This is a genomic window from Inquilinus sp. CA228, from assembly GCF_052078665.1.
In the GTDB taxonomy this organism is placed as follows: Bacteria; Pseudomonadota; Alphaproteobacteria; order DSM-16000; family Inquilinaceae; genus Inquilinus.
Genome location: NZ_JBQJIK010000080.1, coordinates 18,493 through 38,371 on the forward strand (window position 1 = coordinate 18,493; position 19,879 = coordinate 38,371).

At 69.3% G+C, this 19,879-nt stretch carries 17 protein-coding genes; 5 read left to right on the forward strand and 12 right to left on the reverse strand.

Annotated elements, in window-relative coordinates:
- Nucleotides 1-22 precede the first annotated feature (22 nt).
- The 6 genes from ACTOWL_RS30490 to ACTOWL_RS30515 all read right to left on the reverse strand — a co-directional run bounded on the left by ACTOWL_RS30490 (nucleotide 23) and on the right by ACTOWL_RS30515 (nucleotide 6,975).
- Nucleotides 23-1,831 carry an adenine deaminase gene (locus ACTOWL_RS30490; RefSeq protein WP_441325046.1) on the reverse strand — a complete coding sequence of 603 codons (1,809 nt, stop codon included), beginning with the start codon at nucleotides 1,829-1,831 and terminating at the stop codon, nucleotides 23-25.
- 132 nt (nucleotides 1,832-1,963) lie between these two features.
- On the reverse strand, nucleotides 1,964-2,392 hold the full coding sequence (locus ACTOWL_RS30495) for a F0F1 ATP synthase subunit epsilon (RefSeq protein WP_441325047.1): 429 nt from the start codon (nucleotides 2,390-2,392) through the stop codon (nucleotides 1,964-1,966).
- A 29-nt stretch (nucleotides 2,393-2,421) separates the two neighbouring features.
- Complete coding sequence (atpD, locus tag ACTOWL_RS30500) at nucleotides 2,422-3,855, reverse strand: F0F1 ATP synthase subunit beta (protein ID WP_441325048.1); 1,434 nt, start codon at nucleotides 3,853-3,855, stop codon at nucleotides 2,422-2,424.
- A gap of 110 nt (nucleotides 3,856-3,965) precedes the next feature.
- Complete coding sequence (locus ACTOWL_RS30505; RefSeq protein WP_441325049.1) at nucleotides 3,966-4,844, reverse strand: F0F1 ATP synthase subunit gamma; 879 nt, start codon at nucleotides 4,842-4,844, stop codon at nucleotides 3,966-3,968.
- 41 nt (nucleotides 4,845-4,885) lie between these two features.
- Nucleotides 4,886-6,415: a F0F1 ATP synthase subunit alpha gene (gene atpA / locus ACTOWL_RS30510; RefSeq protein ID WP_441325050.1), complete on the reverse strand. Its 1,530-nt coding sequence runs from the start codon at nucleotides 6,413-6,415 to the stop codon at nucleotides 4,886-4,888.
- Nucleotides 6,415-6,975, reverse strand: a complete 561-nt coding sequence (locus tag ACTOWL_RS30515; protein ID WP_441325051.1) for a F0F1 ATP synthase subunit delta — start codon at nucleotides 6,973-6,975, stop codon at nucleotides 6,415-6,417. Before ACTOWL_RS30515 ends, atpA begins: the two co-directional genes overlap by 1 nt.
- A 229-nt stretch (nucleotides 6,976-7,204) precedes the next feature.
- On the opposite strand from ACTOWL_RS30515, the gene ACTOWL_RS30520 reads away from it, so the two are divergent.
- Nucleotides 7,205-8,206, forward strand: coding sequence for a cation diffusion facilitator family transporter (locus ACTOWL_RS30520; protein ID WP_441325052.1), 1,002 nt, complete (start codon nucleotides 7,205-7,207; stop codon nucleotides 8,204-8,206).
- Between the two features lie 212 nt (nucleotides 8,207-8,418).
- Nucleotides 8,419-8,616, forward strand: coding sequence for a ribbon-helix-helix domain-containing protein (locus tag ACTOWL_RS30525; RefSeq protein ID WP_441325053.1), 198 nt, complete (start codon nucleotides 8,419-8,421; stop codon nucleotides 8,614-8,616).
- Here the strand turns inward: ACTOWL_RS30525 and ACTOWL_RS30530 are convergent.
- From ACTOWL_RS30530 to ACTOWL_RS30550, 5 genes are all read right to left on the reverse strand, one after another.
- Nucleotides 8,605-8,766 carry a hypothetical protein gene (locus ACTOWL_RS30530; RefSeq protein ID WP_441325062.1) on the reverse strand — a complete coding sequence of 54 codons (162 nt, stop codon included), beginning with the start codon at nucleotides 8,764-8,766 and terminating at the stop codon, nucleotides 8,605-8,607. The genes ACTOWL_RS30525 and ACTOWL_RS30530 overlap by 12 nt on opposite strands.
- 6 nt (nucleotides 8,767-8,772) lie before the next feature.
- Nucleotides 8,773-9,666 carry a TIGR01459 family HAD-type hydrolase gene (locus ACTOWL_RS30535; protein WP_441325054.1) on the reverse strand — a complete coding sequence of 298 codons (894 nt, stop codon included), beginning with the start codon at nucleotides 9,664-9,666 and terminating at the stop codon, nucleotides 8,773-8,775.
- 77 nt (nucleotides 9,667-9,743) lie between these two features.
- Nucleotides 9,744-10,869 (reverse strand): peptide chain release factor 2 gene (gene prfB, locus ACTOWL_RS30540; RefSeq protein ID WP_441325055.1). Its coding sequence is split into 2 segments (ribosomal slippage): nucleotides 9,744-10,799 and nucleotides 10,801-10,869, totalling 1,125 coding nucleotides; the frame shifts between segments, so codons are not numbered across the junction.
- A 137-nt stretch (nucleotides 10,870-11,006) separates the two neighbouring features.
- A complete protein-coding gene (gene ilvD, locus ACTOWL_RS30545) occupies nucleotides 11,007-12,869 on the reverse strand; it encodes a dihydroxy-acid dehydratase (RefSeq protein WP_441325056.1) in 1,863 nt (620 codons plus the stop codon).
- Between the two features lie 163 nt (nucleotides 12,870-13,032).
- Nucleotides 13,033-14,439: an MFS transporter gene (locus tag ACTOWL_RS30550; protein WP_441325057.1), complete on the reverse strand. Its 1,407-nt coding sequence runs from the start codon at nucleotides 14,437-14,439 to the stop codon at nucleotides 13,033-13,035.
- 114 nt (nucleotides 14,440-14,553) lie between these two features.
- Between ACTOWL_RS30550 and ACTOWL_RS30555 the strand changes: the two genes are divergently transcribed.
- The 3 genes from ACTOWL_RS30555 to ACTOWL_RS30565 all read left to right on the forward strand — a co-directional run bounded on the left by ACTOWL_RS30555 (nucleotide 14,554) and on the right by ACTOWL_RS30565 (nucleotide 15,850).
- Entirely contained in the window at nucleotides 14,554-15,015 is a 462-nt protein-coding gene (locus ACTOWL_RS30555) for a MarR family winged helix-turn-helix transcriptional regulator (protein ID WP_441325058.1), read from the forward strand.
- Between the two features lie 167 nt (nucleotides 15,016-15,182).
- Nucleotides 15,183-15,452, forward strand: a complete 270-nt coding sequence (locus tag ACTOWL_RS30560; RefSeq protein WP_441325059.1) for a type II toxin-antitoxin system prevent-host-death family antitoxin — start codon at nucleotides 15,183-15,185, stop codon at nucleotides 15,450-15,452.
- A gap of 68 nt (nucleotides 15,453-15,520) precedes the next feature.
- Nucleotides 15,521-15,850: a hypothetical protein gene (locus ACTOWL_RS30565; RefSeq protein ID WP_441325060.1), complete on the forward strand. Its 330-nt coding sequence runs from the start codon at nucleotides 15,521-15,523 to the stop codon at nucleotides 15,848-15,850.
- A gap of 34 nt (nucleotides 15,851-15,884) precedes the next feature.
- On the opposite strand, the gene metH is transcribed toward ACTOWL_RS30565, so the two are convergent.
- A complete protein-coding gene (gene metH, locus ACTOWL_RS30570; RefSeq protein WP_441325061.1) occupies nucleotides 15,885-19,652 on the reverse strand; it encodes a methionine synthase in 3,768 nt (1,255 codons plus the stop codon).
- Nucleotides 19,653-19,879: the final 227 nt, after the last annotated feature.

Below are 19,879 nucleotides of genomic sequence, written 5' to 3' on the forward strand. Positions count from 1 at the left end.
CAGGACCGGACATCCGGCCCTCTCAAGCCGCCGCCGGCACCGGTTCGAACAGCGGCACGATCTCCATCTCCGGCACCAGCACCAGCCCCTTGTCGGTGATCCGGATCTCCGGGATCACCGACAAGGGGATCAGGTTGAAGCCCATATAGGGGATGGTGCAGCCCGCCTTCTCCCATTCGGCCTTCAGCGCCTTCACCTCCTCCGCCACCTCGGTCACGCGCTTGTCGGAGAGCAGGCCCGCGACCGGCAGCGGCACCATCGCCGTCACCCGGCCGTCGCGCACGACACAGACGCCGCCCTGCGCCGCCTCGATCGCCTGCAGCGCCACCCGCATGTCGGCCTCGCCGGTGCCGGCGACGATGATGTTGTGGCTGTCGTGCCCGACCGAGGAGGCGACGGCGCCATCCGTCAACCCGAAGCCGGACAGCAGCCCGTGGGCCACGTTCCCGGCCGACTTGCCGTGCCGCTCGACCACCGTGACGAAGCACAGGCCGTGCCGGTCGAAATGGTCCTGCCAGCGCTCCGCCGGCTCCAGCGTCAGCGTGACGTGGCCGAGCACGATGCCCGGCAGGACGGTGCGGATCGCATGGGCGACCACGGCCTCGGCCGGCAGGTCGGGCACCAGCGTCACCGCGGGCGGCAGCCGCACCGTGCGGTAGGCCGCGGCCGGGTAGCGCCAGCGCGCGGACAGAGCCTCGTCGAGCAGCGGCGTGACCTTGCCGTCCTCGACCACCAGCTCGCCGCCGTACCAGGTGTTGACCGGCCTGAGCCCGTCGTCGAGCAGCACCAGGTCGGCCCGACGGCCGCCGCCGAAGCCGCCGATCTCGCCGTCCTGGCCGAAGCGGGCGGCGCCGTGCAGCGACCCCATCGCCCAGGCGCGCTCGGGTGGCAGACCGGCCCGAACCGCCTCGCCCACCACCCAGTCCAGGCCGAAGTGCAGCAGGTCGTCGGCGTCGCGGTCGTCGGTGCAGAAAGCGATGCGCTTGTGCGAGGCCCCCAGCTCCGTCACGGTCCGGATCGTCTCGGGCAGGTTGTGCCAGGGCGTGCCCGGGCGGCCGCCGCGCAGGAACAGCCAGATCCCCGCCTCCAGCAGGTCGTCGGCGATGTCGCGGTCGATCGCCTCATGCGTGTCGGTGACGCCGGCGGCAGCGTAGGCGGCGACGAACTCCCGCCCGTAGACATGGCCGGAGACCGGCCGGCCGCGCTCCAGCGCCGCGGCGATGATGGCGTGGCTGCGCTCATCGCCCATCGTCACCTGGACGAAGTCCATCTTCTCGCCCAGCGCCACAGCCTCCGGCCAGCGGTCGAACAGGCCGGCGATCTTCTCGGCCGTCAGGTCGCCGCCCGCGGTCTCGAGGCGCGGCGAGGTGGCCGGCACGGTGCTGGGCACGGTGAGGAAGATCGACAGCGGCGCCTGTCGCGCATCCTCCAGCATCGCCTCGACCCCGGCCACGTCCATGACGTTGCCGATCTCATGGCTGTCGCAGAAGATCGTGGTCGTGCCGTTCAGCAGCGCCGCCTCGGCATAGGCGCAGGCCGTCACCATGCTCGATTCGATATGGATGTGCGGATCGACCAGCCCGGGCGCGAGGATGGCGCCTTTTCCGTCGTACACGCGGGCCGACCCGTCCCGGCACGATCCTGCCGGTTTCACCGCGGCAATGCGCCCGCCGGCCACCCAGACCTCGCGGCCCGGCAGGATGCGCTCGGAATAGGTGGACAGCACCCGGACGTCACGGATCACCTGGTCCGGCGCGGCGCGGCCGGAGGCGACATCCGTCAGCCGCCGGGTCATGCGGGACAGGGGAAGGACGGAGAAGCGTGTGAGCATCTGGTCAGCCTGCTCTCTTGCCGCGGGAATGAGGTGCCGGCAGCTTACCAGGAGCCGGGGCCGTTGCCGCTCCCGCCCATGAAAAAGGGCCCCTCGCGGGGCCCTTTCCAATTCAACCGTGCGGCTTGCCGGTCAGGCGTGGCCGGCCGGCGCGCCGCGGGTCACGGCGTACAGCTTGGCCTGGGCCAGCTTCAGCGCCCGCTCGGCCACCGCTTTGTCGCCGGGGGTCTTGGCGTCGGCCACGTCCTCCTCGGCGTCGCGCAGCTCCTGCTCGACCTTGGCGCGGTCCAGCGAGGCCACCGGCATCACCTCCTCGGCCAGCACGGTGCAGCGCTCCGGCGTCACCTCGGCGAAGCCGCCGGTGACGAACAACCGGCTGGAGATGGCGCTGCGCTGCTCATAGACGTCGATCACGCCCGGCTGGACGGTCGACAGCATCGACATGTGCCCCTTCAGCACGCCGAAATAGCCGTCGCCACCGGGGACGACCACCATCTCGACCTGCCGCGCCACGAGCAGCTTCTCGGGCGAGACCAGTTCGAAGGCGAATTTCTCGGCCATGGATGTCCCCGGCTGCGATGCTGCTGGCGTCAGGCGGCTTCGGCGAGCTTCTTCGCCTTGGCGATGGCCTGGTCGATGGTGCCGACCATATAGAAGGCCGCCTCCGGCAGGTGGTCGTAGTCGCCGTTGACGATGCCCTTGAAGCCGCGGACCGTCTCCTCGACCGGGACCAGCTCGCCCGGCGTGCCGGTGAACACCTCGGCGACGTGGAAGGGCTGGCTGAAGAAGCGCTGGATCTTGCGGGCGCGGGCCACGGTCAGCCGCTGCTCTTCGGTCAGCTCGTCCATGCCCAGGATGGCGATGATGTCCTGCAGCGCCTTGTACTCCTGCAGCGTGCGCTGCACGGCGCGGGCCACCTCGTAGTGCTCCTGGCCGACCACGCGCGGGTCGAGGATGCGCGAGGTCGAGTCGAGCGGGTCGACCGCCGGGTAGATGCCCAGCTCGGAGATCGCGCGGCTCAGCACGGTGGTGGCGTCGAGATGTGAGAACGAGGTCGCCGGCGCCGGGTCGGTCAGGTCGTCGGCGGGCACGTAGATGGCCTGCACCGAGGTGATCGAACCCTTGTTGGTCGAGGTGATGCGCTCCTGCAGCGTGCCCATGTCGGTCGACAGGGTCGGCTGGTAGCCCACCGCCGACGGGATGCGGCCGAGCAGCGCCGACACCTCGGCGCCCGCCTGGGTGAAGCGGAAGATGTTGTCGACGAAGAACAGCACGTCCTGGCCTTCGACGTCGCGGAAGTACTCCGCCACGGTCAGGCCCGACAGGCCGACGCGGGCGCGGGCGCCCGGCGGCTCGTTCATCTGGCCATAGACCAGCGCCACCTTCGATTCGCCGTCGAGCTTGATGACTTCCGAGTCGATCATCTCGTGATAGAGGTCGTTGCCCTCGCGGGTCCGCTCGCCCACGCCGGCGAACACCGACACGCCGCCATGCGCCTTGGCGATGTTGTTGATCAGCTCCTGGATGGTCACCGTCTTGCCGACGCCGGCGCCGCCGAACAGGCCGATCTTGCCGCCCTTGGCGTAGGGGCTGATCAGGTCGATGACCTTGATGCCGGTGACCAGCATCTCCGCCTCGGTCGCCTGGTCGACGAAGGCCGGCGCGGCGCGGTGGATCGGCGAATGCAGCTTGGCGTTGATCGGGCCGCGCTCGTCGATCGGCTCGCCGATCACGTTCATGATGCGGCCGAGCGTCTCCGGGCCGACCGGCACCATGATGGCGTTGCCGCTGTCCTGGACCTTGTTGCCGCGGACCATGCCGTCGGTCGAGTCCATGGCGATGCAGCGCACGGTGTTCTCGCCGAGATGCTGCGCCACCTCGAGCACCAGCTTGCGCTCACCGATATCGGTGGTCAGGGCGTTCAGAATGGCGGGCAGCTCGCCATCGAACTGGACGTCCACCACGGCGCCCAGAACCTGGCTGACGCGGCCGATGACGTTGCTTCCGGTCTGGGTCTCGACCATGGTGTTCACGCTCCTCAGAACTGTCTTCAAGCGATCGGTGGATCGTCGGCAACCGAATAAGTGGCGGATCAAATTATCCGGACGCTTGAGACCAAGCGGCCGGTTCGATCCTAGACGGCTTCGGCGCCGGAGATGATCTCGATCAGCTCCTTGGTGATGTAGGCCTGGCGGGTCCGGTTGTAGACCAGCGTCAGCCGCTTGATCATGTCGCCGGCGTTGCGGGTCGCATTGTCCATCGCGGTCATGCGCGCGCCCTGCTCGGAGGCGGCGGATTCGAGCAGCGCCTTGTAGATCTGGATCGCCAGGTTGCGCGGCAGCAGCTCCGCCAGGATCTGCTCCTCGCTCGGCTCGAACTCGTAGACGATGCTCGAGGCCGTGTCCTCGGCCACGGCCGGCAGCGCCACGGGCACCAGCTGCTGCACCGTGATGATCTGGGCGATCGCCGATTTGAACTTGTTGTAGACCACCGAGCAGACGTCGAAATCGCCGGCCTCGAACATCGCCAGGATCCGGGTCGCGATGCCGTTGGCGTCGACGAAGCCCAGCTTCGGCCGGCCGACGTCGATCACGCTCTCGACGATCAGGTTGGCGAAGTCGCGGCGCAGGCTGTCCCGGCCCTTGCGGCCGACGGTGAACAGCTTCACCGTCTTGCCCTTGCCCTGCAGCTCACGGATCTGCTTGCGCGCCTCGCGCAGCACCGTGGCGTTGAACGCGCCGGCGAGGCCGCGATCCGAGGTGATGACGAGCAGCAGGTGCACGTCGCTCTTGCCGGTGCCGGAGATCAGCTTCGGCCCCTGGCCGGCCGTCTTGGCGACGGCGGCAAGGCCGGTCAGCATCCGCTCCATCCGGTCGGCATAGGGCCGGCCGGCTTCGGCCTGGTCCTGGGCGCGGCGCAGCTTCGACGCCGCGACCATCTTCATGGCCGCGGTGATCTTCTGCGTCGACTTGACGCTGGCGATCCGGTTCCGGAGGTCCTTCAACGACGGCATGGCGCCCCGCCTTCAATCGGTGTGGTGGGTACGACTGCCGCTCAGACGAAGGTCTTGGCGTAGTTCGTGATGAAGGCGGCCAGCTTCTCCTCGTTCTCCGGCGAGATCTGCTTCTCGTTCCGGATGCCTTCGAGGATCGCCTTGCCGTCGTCGCGCAGCGCGTCGAGCAGGCCCTTCTCGAAATCCGACACCCGGTTGACCGGGACGGTGTCGAGATGGCCGCGGACGCCGGCGAAGATCGCCGCCACCTGCTCCTCGATCGGCAGCGGGCTGAACTGCGGCTGCTTCAGCAGCTCGGTCAGGCGCGCGCCGCGGGCCAGCAGCTTCTGGGTCGAGGCGTCGAGATCCGCCGCGAACTGGGCGAAGGACTCCATCTCGCGGTACTGCGCGAGCTCGAGCTTGATGCGGCCGGCGACCTGCTTCATCGCCTTGATCTGGGCGGCGGAGCCGACGCGGCTGACCGAGAGGCCGACATTGATGGCCGGGCGGACGCCCTTATAGAACAGGCCGGTCTCGAGGAAGATCTGGCCGTCGGTGATCGAGATCACGTTGGTCGGGATGTAGGCCGAGACGTCGCCGGCCTGGGTCTCGATGATCGGCAGCGCGGTCAGCGAGCCGCCGCCATGCTCGTCGTTCATCTTGGCCGCGCGCTCCAGCAGGCGGCTGTGCAGGTAGAACACATCGCCCGGATAGGCCTCGCGGCCCGGCGGGCGGCGCAGCAGCAGCGACATCTGGCGGTAGGCCACCGCCTGCTTGGACAGATCGTCATAGATGATCAGCCCGTGCATGCCGTTGTCGCGGAAGAACTCGCCCATCGCGGCGCCGGTGTAGGGCGCCAGGAACTGCAGCGGCGCCGGCTCGGACGCGGTGGCGGCGACGACGATGGTGTATTCCAGCGCGCCGTATTCCTCGAGCGTCTTGACGATCTGGGCGACCGTCGAGCGCTTCTGCCCGATCGCGACGTAGATGCAGTACAGCTTCTGCTTCTCGTCGCCGGACTTGTTGATCTCGCGCTGGTTCAGGATGGTGTCGATGGCGACGGCGGTCTTGCCGGTCTGGCGGTCGCCGATGATCAGCTCGCGCTGGCCGCGGCCGACCGGGGTCAGCGCGTCGATCGACTTCAGGCCGGTCTGCATCGGCTCGTGCACCGACTTGCGCGGGATGATGCCCGGGGCCTTGACCTCGACGCGGCTCATCTTGGCGTCGTGGATCGGACCCTTGCCGTCGATCGGGTTGCCCAGCGCGTCGACCACGCGGCCCAGCAGGCCGCGGCCGACCGGGACCTCGACGATGGCGCCGGTGCGCTTGACCGTGTCGCCTTCCTTGATGTCGCGATCCTCGCCGAAGATCACGATACCGACATTGTCGGTCTCGAGGTTCAGCGCCATGCCCTTGATGCCGCCCGGGAACTCGACCATCTCGCCCGCCTGGACGTTGTCGAGGCCGTAGACGCGGGCGACACCGTCACCGACCGACAGCACCTGGCCGACCTCGGCCACGTCGGCCTCGGTCCCGAAATTGGCGATCTGATCCTTGATGATCGCAGAGATTTCGGCGGCACGGATGTCCATCAGACGGTTCCCTTCATCGCGAGCTGCAGCTTGGCCAGTTTCGTGCGCAGGGAGCTGTCGACCATGCGCGAGCCGACTTTGACGATCATCCCGCCGAGCAGCGCGGGATCGATTTTGACATTGACCTGGACCTTGGCGCCCATGGCCTTCTTCAGCTGGTCGACCAGCGCCTCGGTCTGGCGGTCGGTCAGCGCCGAGGCGGCGGTGACGTCGGCGGTGACCTCGCCGCGGCGGCGGGCCAGTTCGGCCAGGAAGGCGTCGATCATGGCGTCGAGGGCGAACAGGCGGCGGTTGCGCGCCACCAGGCCGATGAAGCGGCGCACCAGGTCGGACACGCCCGCCCGCTCCAGCACCGCGGCCATCGCCTTGCCCTGCGCGTCGCGGGACAAGAGCGGGCTGCGGACCAGACGGCGCAGATCCTCGCTCTCGGCCAGGGCGGCCTTCAGGCCGCGCAGGTCGTCCGCGGTCTGGTCGAGCGCCTTGCCCTCGTCGGCGAGTGCGTAGAGCGCCGTCGCGTAGCTGGATGCGAGGCCGGAAATCCCTGAGCCTGTGGCTGCCACCGATCGTCCCTCGATCGTTGTTGTCGATCGTGGCAGGAGGCCACGACCACCGAAAGTTCGGGGGGCTCTATCGCACAACAGAGGGCTGTCCGAGGCCCACCCCTTACGCTCGGCGCGCCGTCATCTAACATAGCGGTAGGGGGTGCGCAACCGGCATGGAGGCGGGTTTTTCATGGCGGAGTGCCGGATGTAGACTGGCGCGAGCGATTCGCATCCATTCGAGGTCGGAATGCCGCATGACCCTGCGCCCGGCGAGGCGCCGCAGCAGCACGGGCCCGAATCCGGCCATGATCATGCGGCGCATGATCACGGGCCGGGCCATGGTCATCACCCTGGGCACCACCACGGCGTGCCGGAGGGAGCTGACGGCGAGCGGCGCCTGATGATCGCGCTGGCCATCACCGCCGGCTTCATGCTGGTCGAGGCGGCGGGCGGCTGGATCGCCAATTCCCTCGCACTCCTGGCCGATGCCGGCCACATGCTGACCGATGCGGCGGCGCTGGCCCTGGCCTGGCTGGCGGCGCGGATGGCGCGGCGGCCGCGCGACGCCCGGCGCAGCTACGGCTACGGCAGGGTGCAGGTGCTGGCCGCCTTCGCCAACGGCATCGTGCTGCTGGCCGTGGTCGTCGCCATCGTGGTCGAGGCCGCCGGCCGGCTGACCGCGCCCGCACCGGTCGAGGGCGGGCTGATGATCGTCGTCGCCGCGGCCGGGCTGGCGGCCAACCTGGTCGCCTTCCGGGTGCTGCAGGGCGGCGACCGCGGCAATCTGAACCTGCGCGGCGCGGCGCTGCATGTGATGGGCGACCTGCTCGGCTCGGTCGGCGCGCTCGCCGCCGGCGCCGTGATCCTGCTGACCGGCTGGACCCCGATCGACCCGATCCTGTCGGTGCTGGTGTCGCTGCTGGTGCTGCGCAGCGCCTGGGTGATCCTGCGCGAATCCGGCCATGTGCTGGTGGAGGGGTCGCCCGACCGCATCGACGAGGCGGTGCTGGCCGCGGCGATCCTGGCCGAGGTGCCGGCGGTGATCGACGTGCACCACGTCCACGCCTGGACCCTGACGCCGGACCGGCCGCTGGTGACCCTGCACGCCCGGCTGCGCGAGGGCGCCGATTCCGACCAGGCGATCGGCGCGGTGATCCGCCTGCTGCGCGATCGCTTCGGTGTCGACCACGCCACGGTGCAGGCCGAATTCGAGGTCTGCGCCGACGCCGCAAACGCGCCGCGACACTAAGCGCCCCCCACGTCGCGGCTACGCCGCGACACTAAGCGCAACGTGTCGTAACGCAAAAATGCAAACGCCAGTTCACCTTTTTGCTCGAAAGCGGTAATTATTCGACATACTAGCGTGTATTTGATGTCGCCCATGGCCCGGCTGTCCCGGGCAGCGGGCCCGGAAAGGTGACGATGGGCCATAATGGAGCTTTAGCCCGCGACGCGGACCCGATGTCGATCTGCCGCAACGTGACGGTTGCGGGGCGACGGACCAGCGTCCGCATGGAGGTCGTGTTCTGGGACGGGCTGATGGAGATCTGCGCGCGAGCAGATCGGTCTGAACGAGATCTGCACCCGGATCGACGCCGCCCGCAAGGGCAGCGGCCTGACCGGGGCGCTGCGGGTCTTCGTCCTGTGCTATTTCCGTGAGCTGACCCGCCGGCCGTCGTCGATGCAGCCGCCGGTCCACGCCTCGGTCCAGACCCCGCCGGCGCTGCTGATCGCGGCGCTGGAAGGCGTGATCGGGGCGAGGGCGTAGAACGCCGGTCGGGTCCGCCACGGCGAACCTGACATCGTCACCGAATCTCAGGCGAGACCGTCCCAGTTCAGCCGCTCCACTGCCGCCACCGGCCGCAGCCGGTGCCGTTCGGCGGCTGCGGCCAGCTTGTGCGCGTCCGGCCGGCCGGTGGCGCCGTCGCGCAGCTCGGCGCCGTGGATGCCGCCGATCACGAACAGCCCGTCGATCCCGGCCGCGGCCGCGCCGGCCATGTCGGTGTGGAAGCTGTCGCCGATCGCCAGCACCCGCGCCGGGTCGGGCCGGCCGAGCAACTCGAAGCAGCGGCGGTAGACCGGCGGGTGCGGCTTGCCGTGGTAGAACACCGGACCGCCCAGCGTCTCGTAGTGCTGCGCCAGGGCACCGGCGCAGATCTGCATCCGGCCGCCGACGATGACGACGATGTCCGGGTTGGCGCAGATCATCGGCAGGCGGCGCGCCGCCGCGGCCTCGAGCAGCGGCGCGTGGTCCTCGACCCGCTCCTCCGGGTCGTCGATGCCGGTGTTCAGCACGAAGTCGGCATCAGCCAGGTCGTCGACCCGGACGACATCGTCGACGCCCTCATAGACGTCGGCGTCGCGGTCGGGGCCGAGATGCAGGAAGCGCTCGCCCAGCGCCTGGTGGAAATCGTCGTCGCGCTCCGCCAGCGCCAGATGCGCCGCCTCGCCCGAGGACAGGATCGCGTCCCAGCACTCCTCCGGCACGCCGATCTGGGCCAGGCGCTGCACCACCGACCCGACCCGCCGCGGCGCGTTCGACAGCAGGCACACCTGCTTGCCGTCGCCGCGCAGCCGCTGCAGGCAGTCGATCACCCCGGGATAGGGCGTGACCCCGTCATGCACCACGCCCCACAGGTCGACGATGAAGGCGTCGTAGCGGTCGCGGATCGCGGCGACGCCGTCGAGGATCGGAATGCTGTCGGTCATCGAGTCTGGCCTGTTCGTCCATTCCGGTCTTGTGCAGGGACTTCCGGGGCGGCGCGACCGGCGCCGCCCCGGAAGATTTACGCCGTATGCAGATCCTCGCCCTGGCCCTTCAGCCTCGCCGCCAGCGAGGCCTCGAGGAACTGGTCGATGTCGCCGTCCAGCACCGCCGAGGAGGCGCTGGTCTCCACCCCGGTGCGCAGGTCCTTCACCATCTGGTAGGGCTGCAGCACATAGCTGCGGATCTGGTGGCCCCAGCCGATATCGGTCTTCTCGGCGTTCAGCGCGTCGGCCTGGGCCTCGCGGATCTTCAGCTCGCGCTCGTAGAGCCGGGCGCGCAGCATGTCCATCGCCATGGCTCGGTTGCGGTGCTGCGACCGGTCGTTCTGGCAGGCGACGACGACGCCGGTCGGGACGTGGGTGATGCGGATCGCCGATTCCGTCTTGTTGACGTGCTGGCCGCCCGCGCCCGAGGACCGGTAAGTGTCGACCTTCAGGTCCTTGTCGTCGATCGTGATCTCGATCGAATCATCGACCACGGGCGACACCGCGACCGAGGAGAAGCTGGTGTGCCGCCGCGCCGCACTGTCGAACGGGCTGATCCGGACCAGGCGGTGCACGCCCGATTCGGTCTTCAGCCAGCCATAGGCGTTGTGGCCCTTGATCAGCACGGTGGCCGACTTGATCCCGGCCTCTTCGCCCGGGCTCTCTTCCAGCCACTCGACCTTGAAGCCGTGCTTCTCGGCCCAGCGCATATACATGCGCAGCAGCATCAGGCCCCAATCCTGGGCCTCGGTGCCGCCGGCGCCGGCATTGACCTCGAGATAGGCGTCGTTGCCGTCGGCCTCGCCGGCCAGCAGGCTTTCCAGCTGCTTCTTCGCCACCCGCTCGCCCAGCCGGCTCAGCTGGGTCTCGGCATCGGCCAGCACCTCGGCGTCGCCCTCAGCCTCGGCCAGCTCGATCAGCCCGACGGTGTCGTCGAACTCGCCGGCCAGCGCCTTGTAGCCGCCGATGGCGTCATCCAGGTGGGTGCGCTCGCGCAGCAGAGTCTGCGCCTTCTCCGGGCTGTCCCAGAGCTTCGGGTCCTCGGCGAGGGCGTTCAGCTCGTCCAGTCGTCTGAGTGCGTTATCCCAGTCAAAGAGACCTCCTCAGCAGCGCGAGCGACTGCTTGATCTCTTGGGCCTTGGCTTCGGTCTCGGCGCGCATCGGTGCGCTCCTCTCGAATTCGGTCCGGTCACGGGATCGCGGGCCGCGCGGCGGCCTGCAATGCGAACCGGGGATGTAGGACGGATCGGCGGTCAGGTAAAGGCCGCGGGCGGGAAAACCTCCCGCCCGCTGCACTCTCAAGCCTTGCGCGGCTTCAACTGGCTGACATCGCGCACGGCGCCGCGGGCGGCGCTGGTGGTCAAGGCCGCGTAGGCCTGCAGCGCCATCGAGACTTTTCGCGCACGCGGCGCGGAGGGCTGCCAGCCCCCATCGGCGCGGGCGTTCATCGCCGCCCGGCGATGGGCCAGCACCTCGTCGGAGACGGCGAGATGGATCTTCCGGGCCGGGATGTCGATCTCGATGGTGTCGCCCTCCTCGACCAGGGCGATGGCGCCGCCCTCCGCCGCCTCGGGCGAGACATGGCCGATCGACAGGCCGGAGGAGCCGCCGGAGAAGCGGCCGTCGGTGACCAGGGCGCAGACCTTGCCCAGGCTCTTCGACTTCAGATAGCTGGTCGGGTACAGCATCTCCTGCATGCCGGGGCCGCCCTTCGGGCCCTCGTAGCGGATCAGCACCACGTCGCCGGGCTTGATCCGGTCGCCCAGGATGCCCTCGACCGCAGCGTCCTGGCTCTCGAAGATCCGGGCGGGGCCGGAGAAGGTCAGGATGCTGGCATCGACGCCCGCGGTCTTCACCACGCAGCCATCCTCGGCGATGTTGCCGTACAGCACCGCCAGGCCGCCATCGGGGCTGAAGGCGTGCTCGAGATTGCGGATGACCCCGCGCTTACGGTCGGCGTCGACGCTGGGGTAGCGCGCGTCCTGGCTGAAGGCGACCTGGGTCGGGACGCCGCCCGGCGCCGCGGCATAGAAGCGGTGCACGGATTCGCTGTCGGTGCGCTTGATGTCCCACTGGTCCAGCGCGGCCGACAGGCTCTCGGCATGGACCACGCGGGTGTCGCGGTTCAGCAGGCCGGCGCGGTCCAACTCGCCCAGGATGGCCATGATGCCGCCGGCGCGGTGGACGTCCTCCATATGCACGTTGGCCACCGCCGGCGCGACCTTGCACAGCACCGGCACGCGGCGCGACAGCCGGTCGATGTCGGCCATGGTGAAATCGACCCCGCCCTCCTGCGCCGCCGCCAGCAGGTGCAGCACGGTGTTGGTCGACCCGCCCATGGCGATGTCGAGCGTCATCGCGTTCTCGAAGGCGGCGAAGCCGGCGATGTTGCGCGGCAGCACCGACTCGTCGTCCTGCTCGTAGTGGCGCTTTGCCAGGTCGACGATCAGGTGCCCGGCCTCGACGAACAGGCGCCTGCGGTCGGCATGGGTGGCCAGGGTCGAGCCGTTGCCCGGCAGGGCCAGGCCCAGCGCCTCGGTCAGGCAGTTCATCGAATTGGCGGTGAACATGCCGGAGCACGAGCCGCAGGTCGGGCAGGCCGACCGCTCGATCACCTTGACGTCCTCGTCGCTGATCCGGCTGTCGGCGGCCGCGACCATGGCGTCGATCAGGTCCAGCGACTTGGTCTCGCCGCCGACCTTGATCTTGCCGGCCTCCATCGGCCCGCCGGACACGAACACCACCGGGATGTTCAGCCGCATCGCGGCCATCAGCATGCCGGGCGTGATCTTGTCGCAGTTCGAGATGCAGACCATGGCGTCGGCGCAATGTGCGTTGACCATGTACTCGACGCTGTCGGCGATGATCTCGCGCGACGGCAGGCTGTACAGCATGCCGTCATGGCCCATGGCGATGCCGTCATCGACGGCGATGGTGTTGAACTCCTTGGCGACCCCGCCGGCGGCCTCGATCTCCCGCGCCACCAGCTGGCCGAGGTCCTTGAGGTGGACATGGCCGGGCACGAACTGGGTGAAGGAGTTGACGACGGCGATGATCGGCTTGCCGAAATCCGCATCCGTCATGCCGGTCGCCCGCCAGAGCCCGCGGGCTCCGGCCATGTTGCGGCCGTGGGTGGTTGTGCGGGAACGATAGGCTGGCATTGATCGGGTCCGTGCTGCTCTGGTCACTTTCGGTCGGGCGGATGGCCGTGGCGATCAGAAAAGAACCACGACACCCGTCGGAAACGTCCGATCCAGAAAGAACGCCATTCCCGTTCGCGGCGCAAGGGCGCCGGATGCAACGCTCCCGCGCGCGGAGTGCCGCCTATCGGCTGGCGGCCACGTCCCCCGGCTCCGGCGCCGGGTCGTCGGCGGCGTAGGCCGGGGCGGCCAGGCGCAGGCAGCTGACCAACGTGGCGGCGGTCGCCAGCCCGGCCGCGGTCAGCAGCGCCGCCTGGCTGCCATGGTCCGGGAAATGGGCGAACAGCAGCGCCACCAGCGCCGCGCCGGTGGCCTGGCCCAGCAGGCGGGCGGTGCCCAGCATGCCGCTGGCGGCGCCGCTGCGGCTGCGCGGGGCCGACCCGATCATCACCCGGTTGTTGGGCGACTGGAACAGGCCGAAGCCGGCGCCGCACAGCGCCATGCGCCAGACGATGCCGACGGGGGAGGGATCCGCCGGCAGGGTCGCCAGCAGCACCAGGCCGATGGCGAGGACGGCGAGGCCGATGCCGCCTAGCAGGCCGGGCGGGTGCCGGTCGGACAGGCGGCCGGCGAAGGGCGCGGTGACCGCCACCGCCAGCGGCCAGGGGATCATCAGCAGGCCGACCTGGGCCGGGGAGAAGCCGTAGCCGGTCTGCAGCAGGAAGGGCAGCGTCACGAAGGCCGCCATCTGCGCCGCGAAGGAGCTGATCGAGGTGGCGACCGACAGCCCGACCACCGGGATCCGCAGCAGGTCCAGCGGCACCAGCGGCGTCGCCTGAGCCAGCTGCCGCCGCACCAGCCACACGGCGGCGACGAGGCTGGCGCCGAGCTGCAGCGCCACCAGCCCCCAGTCCAGCGCATGCGCGATGCTGTCGATGCCGGTGATCAGCAGGCCGAAGGTGGCGGCGGAGAGCAGCGCGCTCAGCAGGTCGAAGCGGCGGTCGGCAAGGTCGCTTTCCGGCAGGTTGCGGCTGCCGATGATCAGGGCGGCGACGCCGAGCGGCAGGTTGATGGCGAACAGCCAGGGCCAGGAGGCGAACGACAGCACGGCGCCGGCGAAGCTGGGGCCGATGGTCGAGGCGCTGGCCGCGATCATGGCGTTGACGCCCAGCACATGGCCCAGCCGGGCGCGCGGGAAGATGTAGCGGATCAGCGCGGTGTTGACGCTCATGATCCCGGCGGCGCCGAAGCCCTGGGCGACGCGGGACAGGGTCAGCGCCAGCAGCGAGTCCGACAGGGCGCAGGCGACCGAGGCGACGGTGAACAGGGCCAGGCCGCCGAGATAGATCCGGCGGTAGCCATAGATCTCGCCCAGCCCGGCGAGGGGCAGCAGCGAGACCACCACCGCCAGCTGGTAGGCGTTGACGATCCAGATCGACATCGACGGGCTGGCCTGGAACTCGGCCGCGATCGTCGGCAGCGCCACATTGGCGACGGAGCCGTCGAGCACGGCGAGCATGATGCCGAGCACCACGGTGGCGAAGGCCCATCTGCGGCGGGGCAGGGGCAGGCCGTCGGGCAGGGGGGACACAGCTGTGACCTCGTTCTTCGCGGCGGGCACCCCTCGGTGCCGCCGTCCATGGCATGATCCTGGAACCAGCCGCTGCGAATTGCTATGGCGTTTTAGCTATAACAGAATAGCAAAATGATCGACCCGGACCAGATCTCTCCGACCGAGCGCCAGCAGCTCGGCGACTTCCGGCTGCAGCTGATGGCGCTGCTGCGCCGGCTGCGGCGCGAATCCGACGGCGGCGACATCCCGCTGTCGAAGCTGATGCTGCTGGCCGCGCTGCTGCGCCTGGGCGGCACGGCCAGCCCGACCGAGCTCGGCACGGTCGAGGGGCTGCGCTCGTCTAACGTCGCGGCGCTGCTGGGCGGGCTGGAGAAGGACGGGCTGGTGCGGCGCGAGGCCGATGCCGGCGACCGGCGCCGGCTGCATGTGGTCCTCACCGACGCCGGTACGCAGGCGGTGCTGGCCAACCGCAGCCGGCGCGAAGCCTGGCTGGCCGAGGCCGTCGCCGGTTGCCTGAGTGCGGCGGAGCGGGCTCAGCTGATCGCCGCCGGCGCCCTGCTGCAGCGCCTGGCGGAGTATCAGCCGGAGGCGTGATCCGGGCGACTGATCGCGACGCGGGACAGGCCGGGTAAAGCCGGCACCGCGAAAACGGTCAGGGAGGTGTCCGGTTCACTGGTAGTTGTCGGCCCGGCAGCCTCGAACGCGCCGCTTGCCGGAATTGCGGATTTTACGTATTTTCATCAAAATATCTCGAGGATGCCATGCGCGAGGTTCCAGCCACGGAGTTCACCCGCAATTTCGGTCTTTACCGTGAGGTTGCGCAGCGTGAGCCTGTGGCCGTCACCAGCCATGGCCGGCCGACAGGGTATTTCATTTCCGCGGTCGAGTATGAGGAGATGCAGCGCCTCAAGGCCCTCGCCCGCCGGCCGCGCGCCATCACCGACCTGACCGAGGCGGAAATCGAAGCTGTCTCCGCGAGCCGGATGGGACCGGAGCACGATCCTCTCGATGCGCTGCTCGAGGACGAGTGACCCCTGAGGTATGGCGCTCCCCGATCCGCAGCCCGGCGCGGGCCGGGAAGAAGGTCTCAAGTCCCGGCGTGATCGTGCTTGCGATCGACCAGCGGGATGACGGCGGAACGCTGGTGCGGGTCGTTCCCGTGACGCACAGCCCACCGGCCGATCCCGACATCGCCATTGAACTGCCTCAGCGGGTGAAGCAGCATCTCGGCCTCGATGCGGGCCGTTCCTGGGTCGTCGTCGATGAGGTCAACGACTTCGTCTGGCCGGGATATGATCTGCGCCCCATCCCGGGGACGCGGCATCGGGTCGCCTACGGGTTTCTGCCGCCGCGTCTGTTCACGAGCATCGTGACGCGGGCCCGCGACCTGTGGCGCCAGGGGCGCGGCAAGGCGGCCGCACGAGACTGAGCGCGCCGATCATCGGTATGACGGCGGCCGATCCCTACTCCGCCGCCTCGACCAGCGGGGCGGGGATGTAGTTCAGGATCGGCCCGAGCCAGCGCTCGACCTCGGCGATCGGCATGGCTTTGCGGCGGGCATAGTCCTCGACCTGGTCGCGCTCGACCTTGGCGACGCCGAAATAATACGAGTCCGGATGCGCCAGATAGAGGCCGGAGACCGATGAGCCCGGCCACATGGCGTAGCTCTCGGTCAGGCGCACGCCGATCCGCTGCTCGGCGTCGAGCAGCCGGAACAGGGTCACCTTCTCGGTGTGGTCCGGCTGTGCCGGATAGCCCGGGGCGGGGCGGATGCCGCGATAGGGCTCGCCGATCAGCTCGTCCGGGGCGAAGGCCTCGTCCGGCGCGTAGCCCCAGAACTCGCGGCGCACGCGCTGGTGCATGGCCTCGGCGAAGGCCTCGGCGAAGCGGTCGGCCAGCGCCTTCACCAGGATCGAGGAATAGTCGTCATTGGCCCGGGCGAAGCGGTTGGCGATCGCCTCCTCCTCGATCCCGGCGGTGACGACGAAGCCGCCGACATAGTCGCCCTTGCCGCTGTCGGCGGGCGCGACGAAGTCGGACATCGCCACCCGCGGCCGGCCGTCGCGCTTCGACAGTTGCTGCCGCAGGGTGAAGAAGGTCGCCAGCTCCTGCCGCCGCGTCTCATCGGTGAACAGGCGGATGTCGTCGCCCACCGTGCCGGCCGGCCAGAAGCCGATCACGGCCTGCGGCTTGAACCAGCGCTCCTCGATGATGCGGGCCAGCATCGCCTGGGCGTCCTGGAACAGCTGCTTTGCGGCCTCGCCCTGCTTCTCGTCCTGCAGGATCGCCGGGTAGCGGCCCTTCAGCTCCCAGGTCTGGAAGAACGGCGTCCAGTCGATGTAGCGCGCCAGCTCCGCCAGGTCCCAATCCTCGAACACGCGGGTGCCCAGGAAGGACGGCTTCGGCGGTTCGTAGCCGGCCCAGTCGATGGCGAAGGGCGTGGCTCGCGCCGCCGCCAGCGGCAGGCGCTGCTTCTCCGCCTCGGCCCGGGCATGGTTGTCGGCGACCTTGCGGTACTCGTCGCGCACGCCCTCGACATAGCCGCGCTTCGCCTCGGGCGACAGCAGGTTGGAGACCACGCCGACGGCGCGGCTGGCGTCGTTGACATAGACGGTCTGGCCGCGGGCGTAGCGCGGATGGATCTTCACCGCCGTGTGCACCCGGCTGGTGGTGGCGCCGCCGATCAGCAGCGGGATGTCGAAGCCGTCGCGCTCCATCTCCGCGGCGACATGCACCATCTCGTCCAGCGACGGGGTGATCAGGCCGGACAGGCCGATGATGTCGACCTTCTCGGCCTTCGCCGTCTCCAGGATCTTGGTCGCCGGCACCATGACGCCGAGATCGATGATCTCGTAGTTGTTGCAGGCCAGGACGACGCCGACGATGTTCTTGCCGATGTCGTGGACGTCGCCCTTGACGGTCGCCATCAGGATCTTGCCGGCGCTGCGGCGTCCGCTCGCGTCGCCGTTGGCGGCCTTCTCGGCCTCCATATAGGGCAGCAGATGGGCCACCGCCTGCTTCATGACGCGGGCCGACTTCACCACCTGGGGCAGGAACATCTTGCCGGCGCCGAACAGGTCGCCGACCACGTTCATGCCGGCCATCAGCGGGCCTTCGATCACATGCAGCGGCCGCGCCGCCTCCAGCCGCGCCTCCTCGACATCGGCGTCGATGAACTCGGTGATGCCGTTGACCAGCGCATGCTCCAGCCGCTTGCCGACCGGCCGCTCGCGCCAGGTCAGGTCGCGCTCCTTGGCCTCGCGCCCGGCGGCGCCCTTGAAGCGCTCGGCCAGGGTCAGCAGCCGCTCGGTGGCGTCGTCGCGGCGATTGAGGACCACGTCCTCGCAAGCCTCGCGCAGCTCCGGCTCGATCGACTCGTAAACGGCAAGCTGGCCGGCGTTGACGATGCCCATGTCCATGCCGACCTGGATGGCGTGGTACAGGAACACGGCGTGCATCGCCTCGCGCACCGGCTCGTTGCCGCGGAACGAGAAGGACAGGTTGGAGACGCCGCCGGAGATATGGGCGTGCGGCAGGGTCCGGCGGATCTGCCGGGTGGCCTCGATGAAGGCGACGCCGTAGCCGTTGTGCTCCTCGATGCCGGTCGCGACCGCGAAGACGTTGGGATCGAAGACGATGTCCTCGGGCGGGAAGCCGGCCTGTTCGGTCAGCAGCTTGTAGGCCCGGGTGCAGATCGCGACCTTGCGCTCCAGCGTGTCGGCCTGGCCGGCCTCGTCGAAGGCCATGACCACGACGGCGGCGCCGTAGGACCGCACCAGCCGGGCGTGATGCAGGAAGGCCTCCTCGCCCTCTTTCATCGAGATCGAGTTGACCAGGGGCTTGCCCTGGACGCATTTCAACCCGGCCTCGATGATCGAGAATTTCGAGCTGTCGATCATCACCGGCACGCGGGCGATGTCGGGCTCGGCCGCGATCAGGTTCAGGAACTCGACCATGGCCCGCTCGGAATCGATCAGGCCCTCATCCATGTTGATGTCGAGGATCTGGGCGCCGTTGGCCACCTGGTCGCGCGCCACCTCCAGTGCCGCGGCGTAGTCGCCGGCGGTGATCAGCTTGCGGAAGCGGGCCGAGCCGGTGACGTTGGTGCGCTCGCCGACATTGACGAAGGGGATCTCGGTGGTCAGCGTGAACGGCTCCAGCCCTGACAGCCGCATCAGCGGCGCCACGGTCGGCACCTGGCGCGGCGGCAGGTCCGCCACCGCATCGGCGATGGCGCGGATGTGGTCGGGGGTCGAGCCGCAGCAGCCGCCGACGATGTTGACCAGCCCCTCCTCGGCGAAGCCGCGGATCTGGGCGGCCATCGCCTCGGGCGTCTCGTCATACTGGCCGAACTCGTTCGGCAGGCCGGCGTTCGGATAGGCGCAGACGAAGGTGTCGGCCGCCTCGGCGATCTCGGCCAGATGCGCCCGCATGGCGTTGGCGCCCAGCGCGCAGTTCAGGCCGATGGTGAAGGGCCGGGCGTGCCGCACCGAGTTCCAGAAGGCGGTCGGGGTCTGGCCCGACAGGGTGCGGCCCGACAGGTCGGTGATGGTGCCGGAGATCATCACCGGCAGGTGCACGCCCTTCTCGGCGAAGACCAGCTCGGTGCCGAAGATCGCCGCCTTGGCGTTCAGCGTGTCGAAGATGGTCTCGATCAGGATGATCTCGGCGCCGCCGTCGACCAGGCCGCGCACCTGCTCGGCATAGGCGTCGCGCAGCGTGTCGAAGGTCACCGCCCGGTAGCCCGGGTTGTTGACGTCCGGCGAGATCGAGGCGGTGCGGTTGGTCGGCCCCAGCGCGCCGGCGACGAAGCGGCGGCGGCCATCCATCGCCCGGGCCTTGGCCGCGGCCCGGCGGGCCAGCCGCGCGCCCTCGCGGTTCAGGTCGTAGACCACCTTCTCCATGCCGTAATCGGCCTGGGCGATCGAGGTCGAGGAGAAGGTATTGGTCTCGAGGATGTCGGCACCGGAGATGGCGTAGCCGAAATGGATCGCCTCGATCGCGTCCGGCTGGGTCAGGGTCAGCAGGTCATTGTTGCCCTGCAGGTGGCAGTCGCAGCCGGCGAAATGGGTGCCGCGGAAATGCTCCTCGCCGAAGCCGAGGCCCTGGATCTGGGTGCCCATGGCGCCGTCCAGGATCAGCACGCGCTCGCGCGCCGCCGCGGTCAGCGCGGCCAGGACCTCGGTGCCGTCGACCGGCTCCAGGGGGATGTCCAGGGTAGACGTGGTCATGGCGAGCGGCCGGTGGTTCCGGATCGGGGCGTATGTAATGACATAAAGATATCTTTATATCAACATCCGATGGGCTCGACGGTCCCTCGTCCCAATCCCCTTTCTGTCATGCCCGGGCTCACATGGGGAGTTTGGTGTCAAGCGGGTGAAGAGGCTACGGCATGGTGTGTCGCCCTGGTTGAGAGGATTAGGGAGTCCGGAAGGCAGGCCTGAGCCGTGTTGGGGAG

Excerpts from the sequence above, each read along its gene's own strand:
- ACTOWL_RS30490 (WP_441325046.1), bottom strand. The coding sequence starts at position 1,831 with ATGCTCACACGCTTCTCCGTCCTTCCCCTGTCCCGCATGACCCGGCGG.
- ACTOWL_RS30495 (WP_441325047.1), bottom strand. The coding sequence starts at position 2,392 with ATGGCCGAGAAATTCGCCTTCGAACTGGTCTCGCCCGAGAAGCTGCTC.
- atpD (WP_441325048.1), bottom strand. The coding sequence starts at position 3,855 with ATGGTCGAGACCCAGACCGGAAGCAACGTCATCGGCCGCGTCAGCCAG.
- ACTOWL_RS30505 (WP_441325049.1), bottom strand. The coding sequence starts at position 4,844 with ATGCCGTCGTTGAAGGACCTCCGGAACCGGATCGCCAGCGTCAAGTCG.
- atpA (WP_441325050.1), bottom strand. The coding sequence starts at position 6,415 with ATGGACATCCGTGCCGCCGAAATCTCTGCGATCATCAAGGATCAGATC.
- ACTOWL_RS30520 (WP_441325052.1), top strand. The coding sequence starts at position 7,205 with ATGCCGCATGACCCTGCGCCCGGCGAGGCGCCGCAGCAGCACGGGCCC.
- ACTOWL_RS30525 (WP_441325053.1), top strand. The coding sequence starts at position 8,419 with ATGTCGATCTGCCGCAACGTGACGGTTGCGGGGCGACGGACCAGCGTC.
- ACTOWL_RS30535 (WP_441325054.1), bottom strand. The coding sequence starts at position 9,666 with ATGACCGACAGCATTCCGATCCTCGACGGCGTCGCCGCGATCCGCGAC.
- ilvD (WP_441325056.1), bottom strand. The coding sequence starts at position 12,869 with ATGCCAGCCTATCGTTCCCGCACAACCACCCACGGCCGCAACATGGCC.
- ACTOWL_RS30555 (WP_441325058.1), top strand. The coding sequence starts at position 14,554 with ATGATCGACCCGGACCAGATCTCTCCGACCGAGCGCCAGCAGCTCGGC.
- ACTOWL_RS30560 (WP_441325059.1), top strand. The coding sequence starts at position 15,183 with ATGCGCGAGGTTCCAGCCACGGAGTTCACCCGCAATTTCGGTCTTTAC.
- metH (WP_441325061.1), bottom strand. The coding sequence starts at position 19,652 with ATGACCACGTCTACCCTGGACATCCCCCTGGAGCCGGTCGACGGCACC.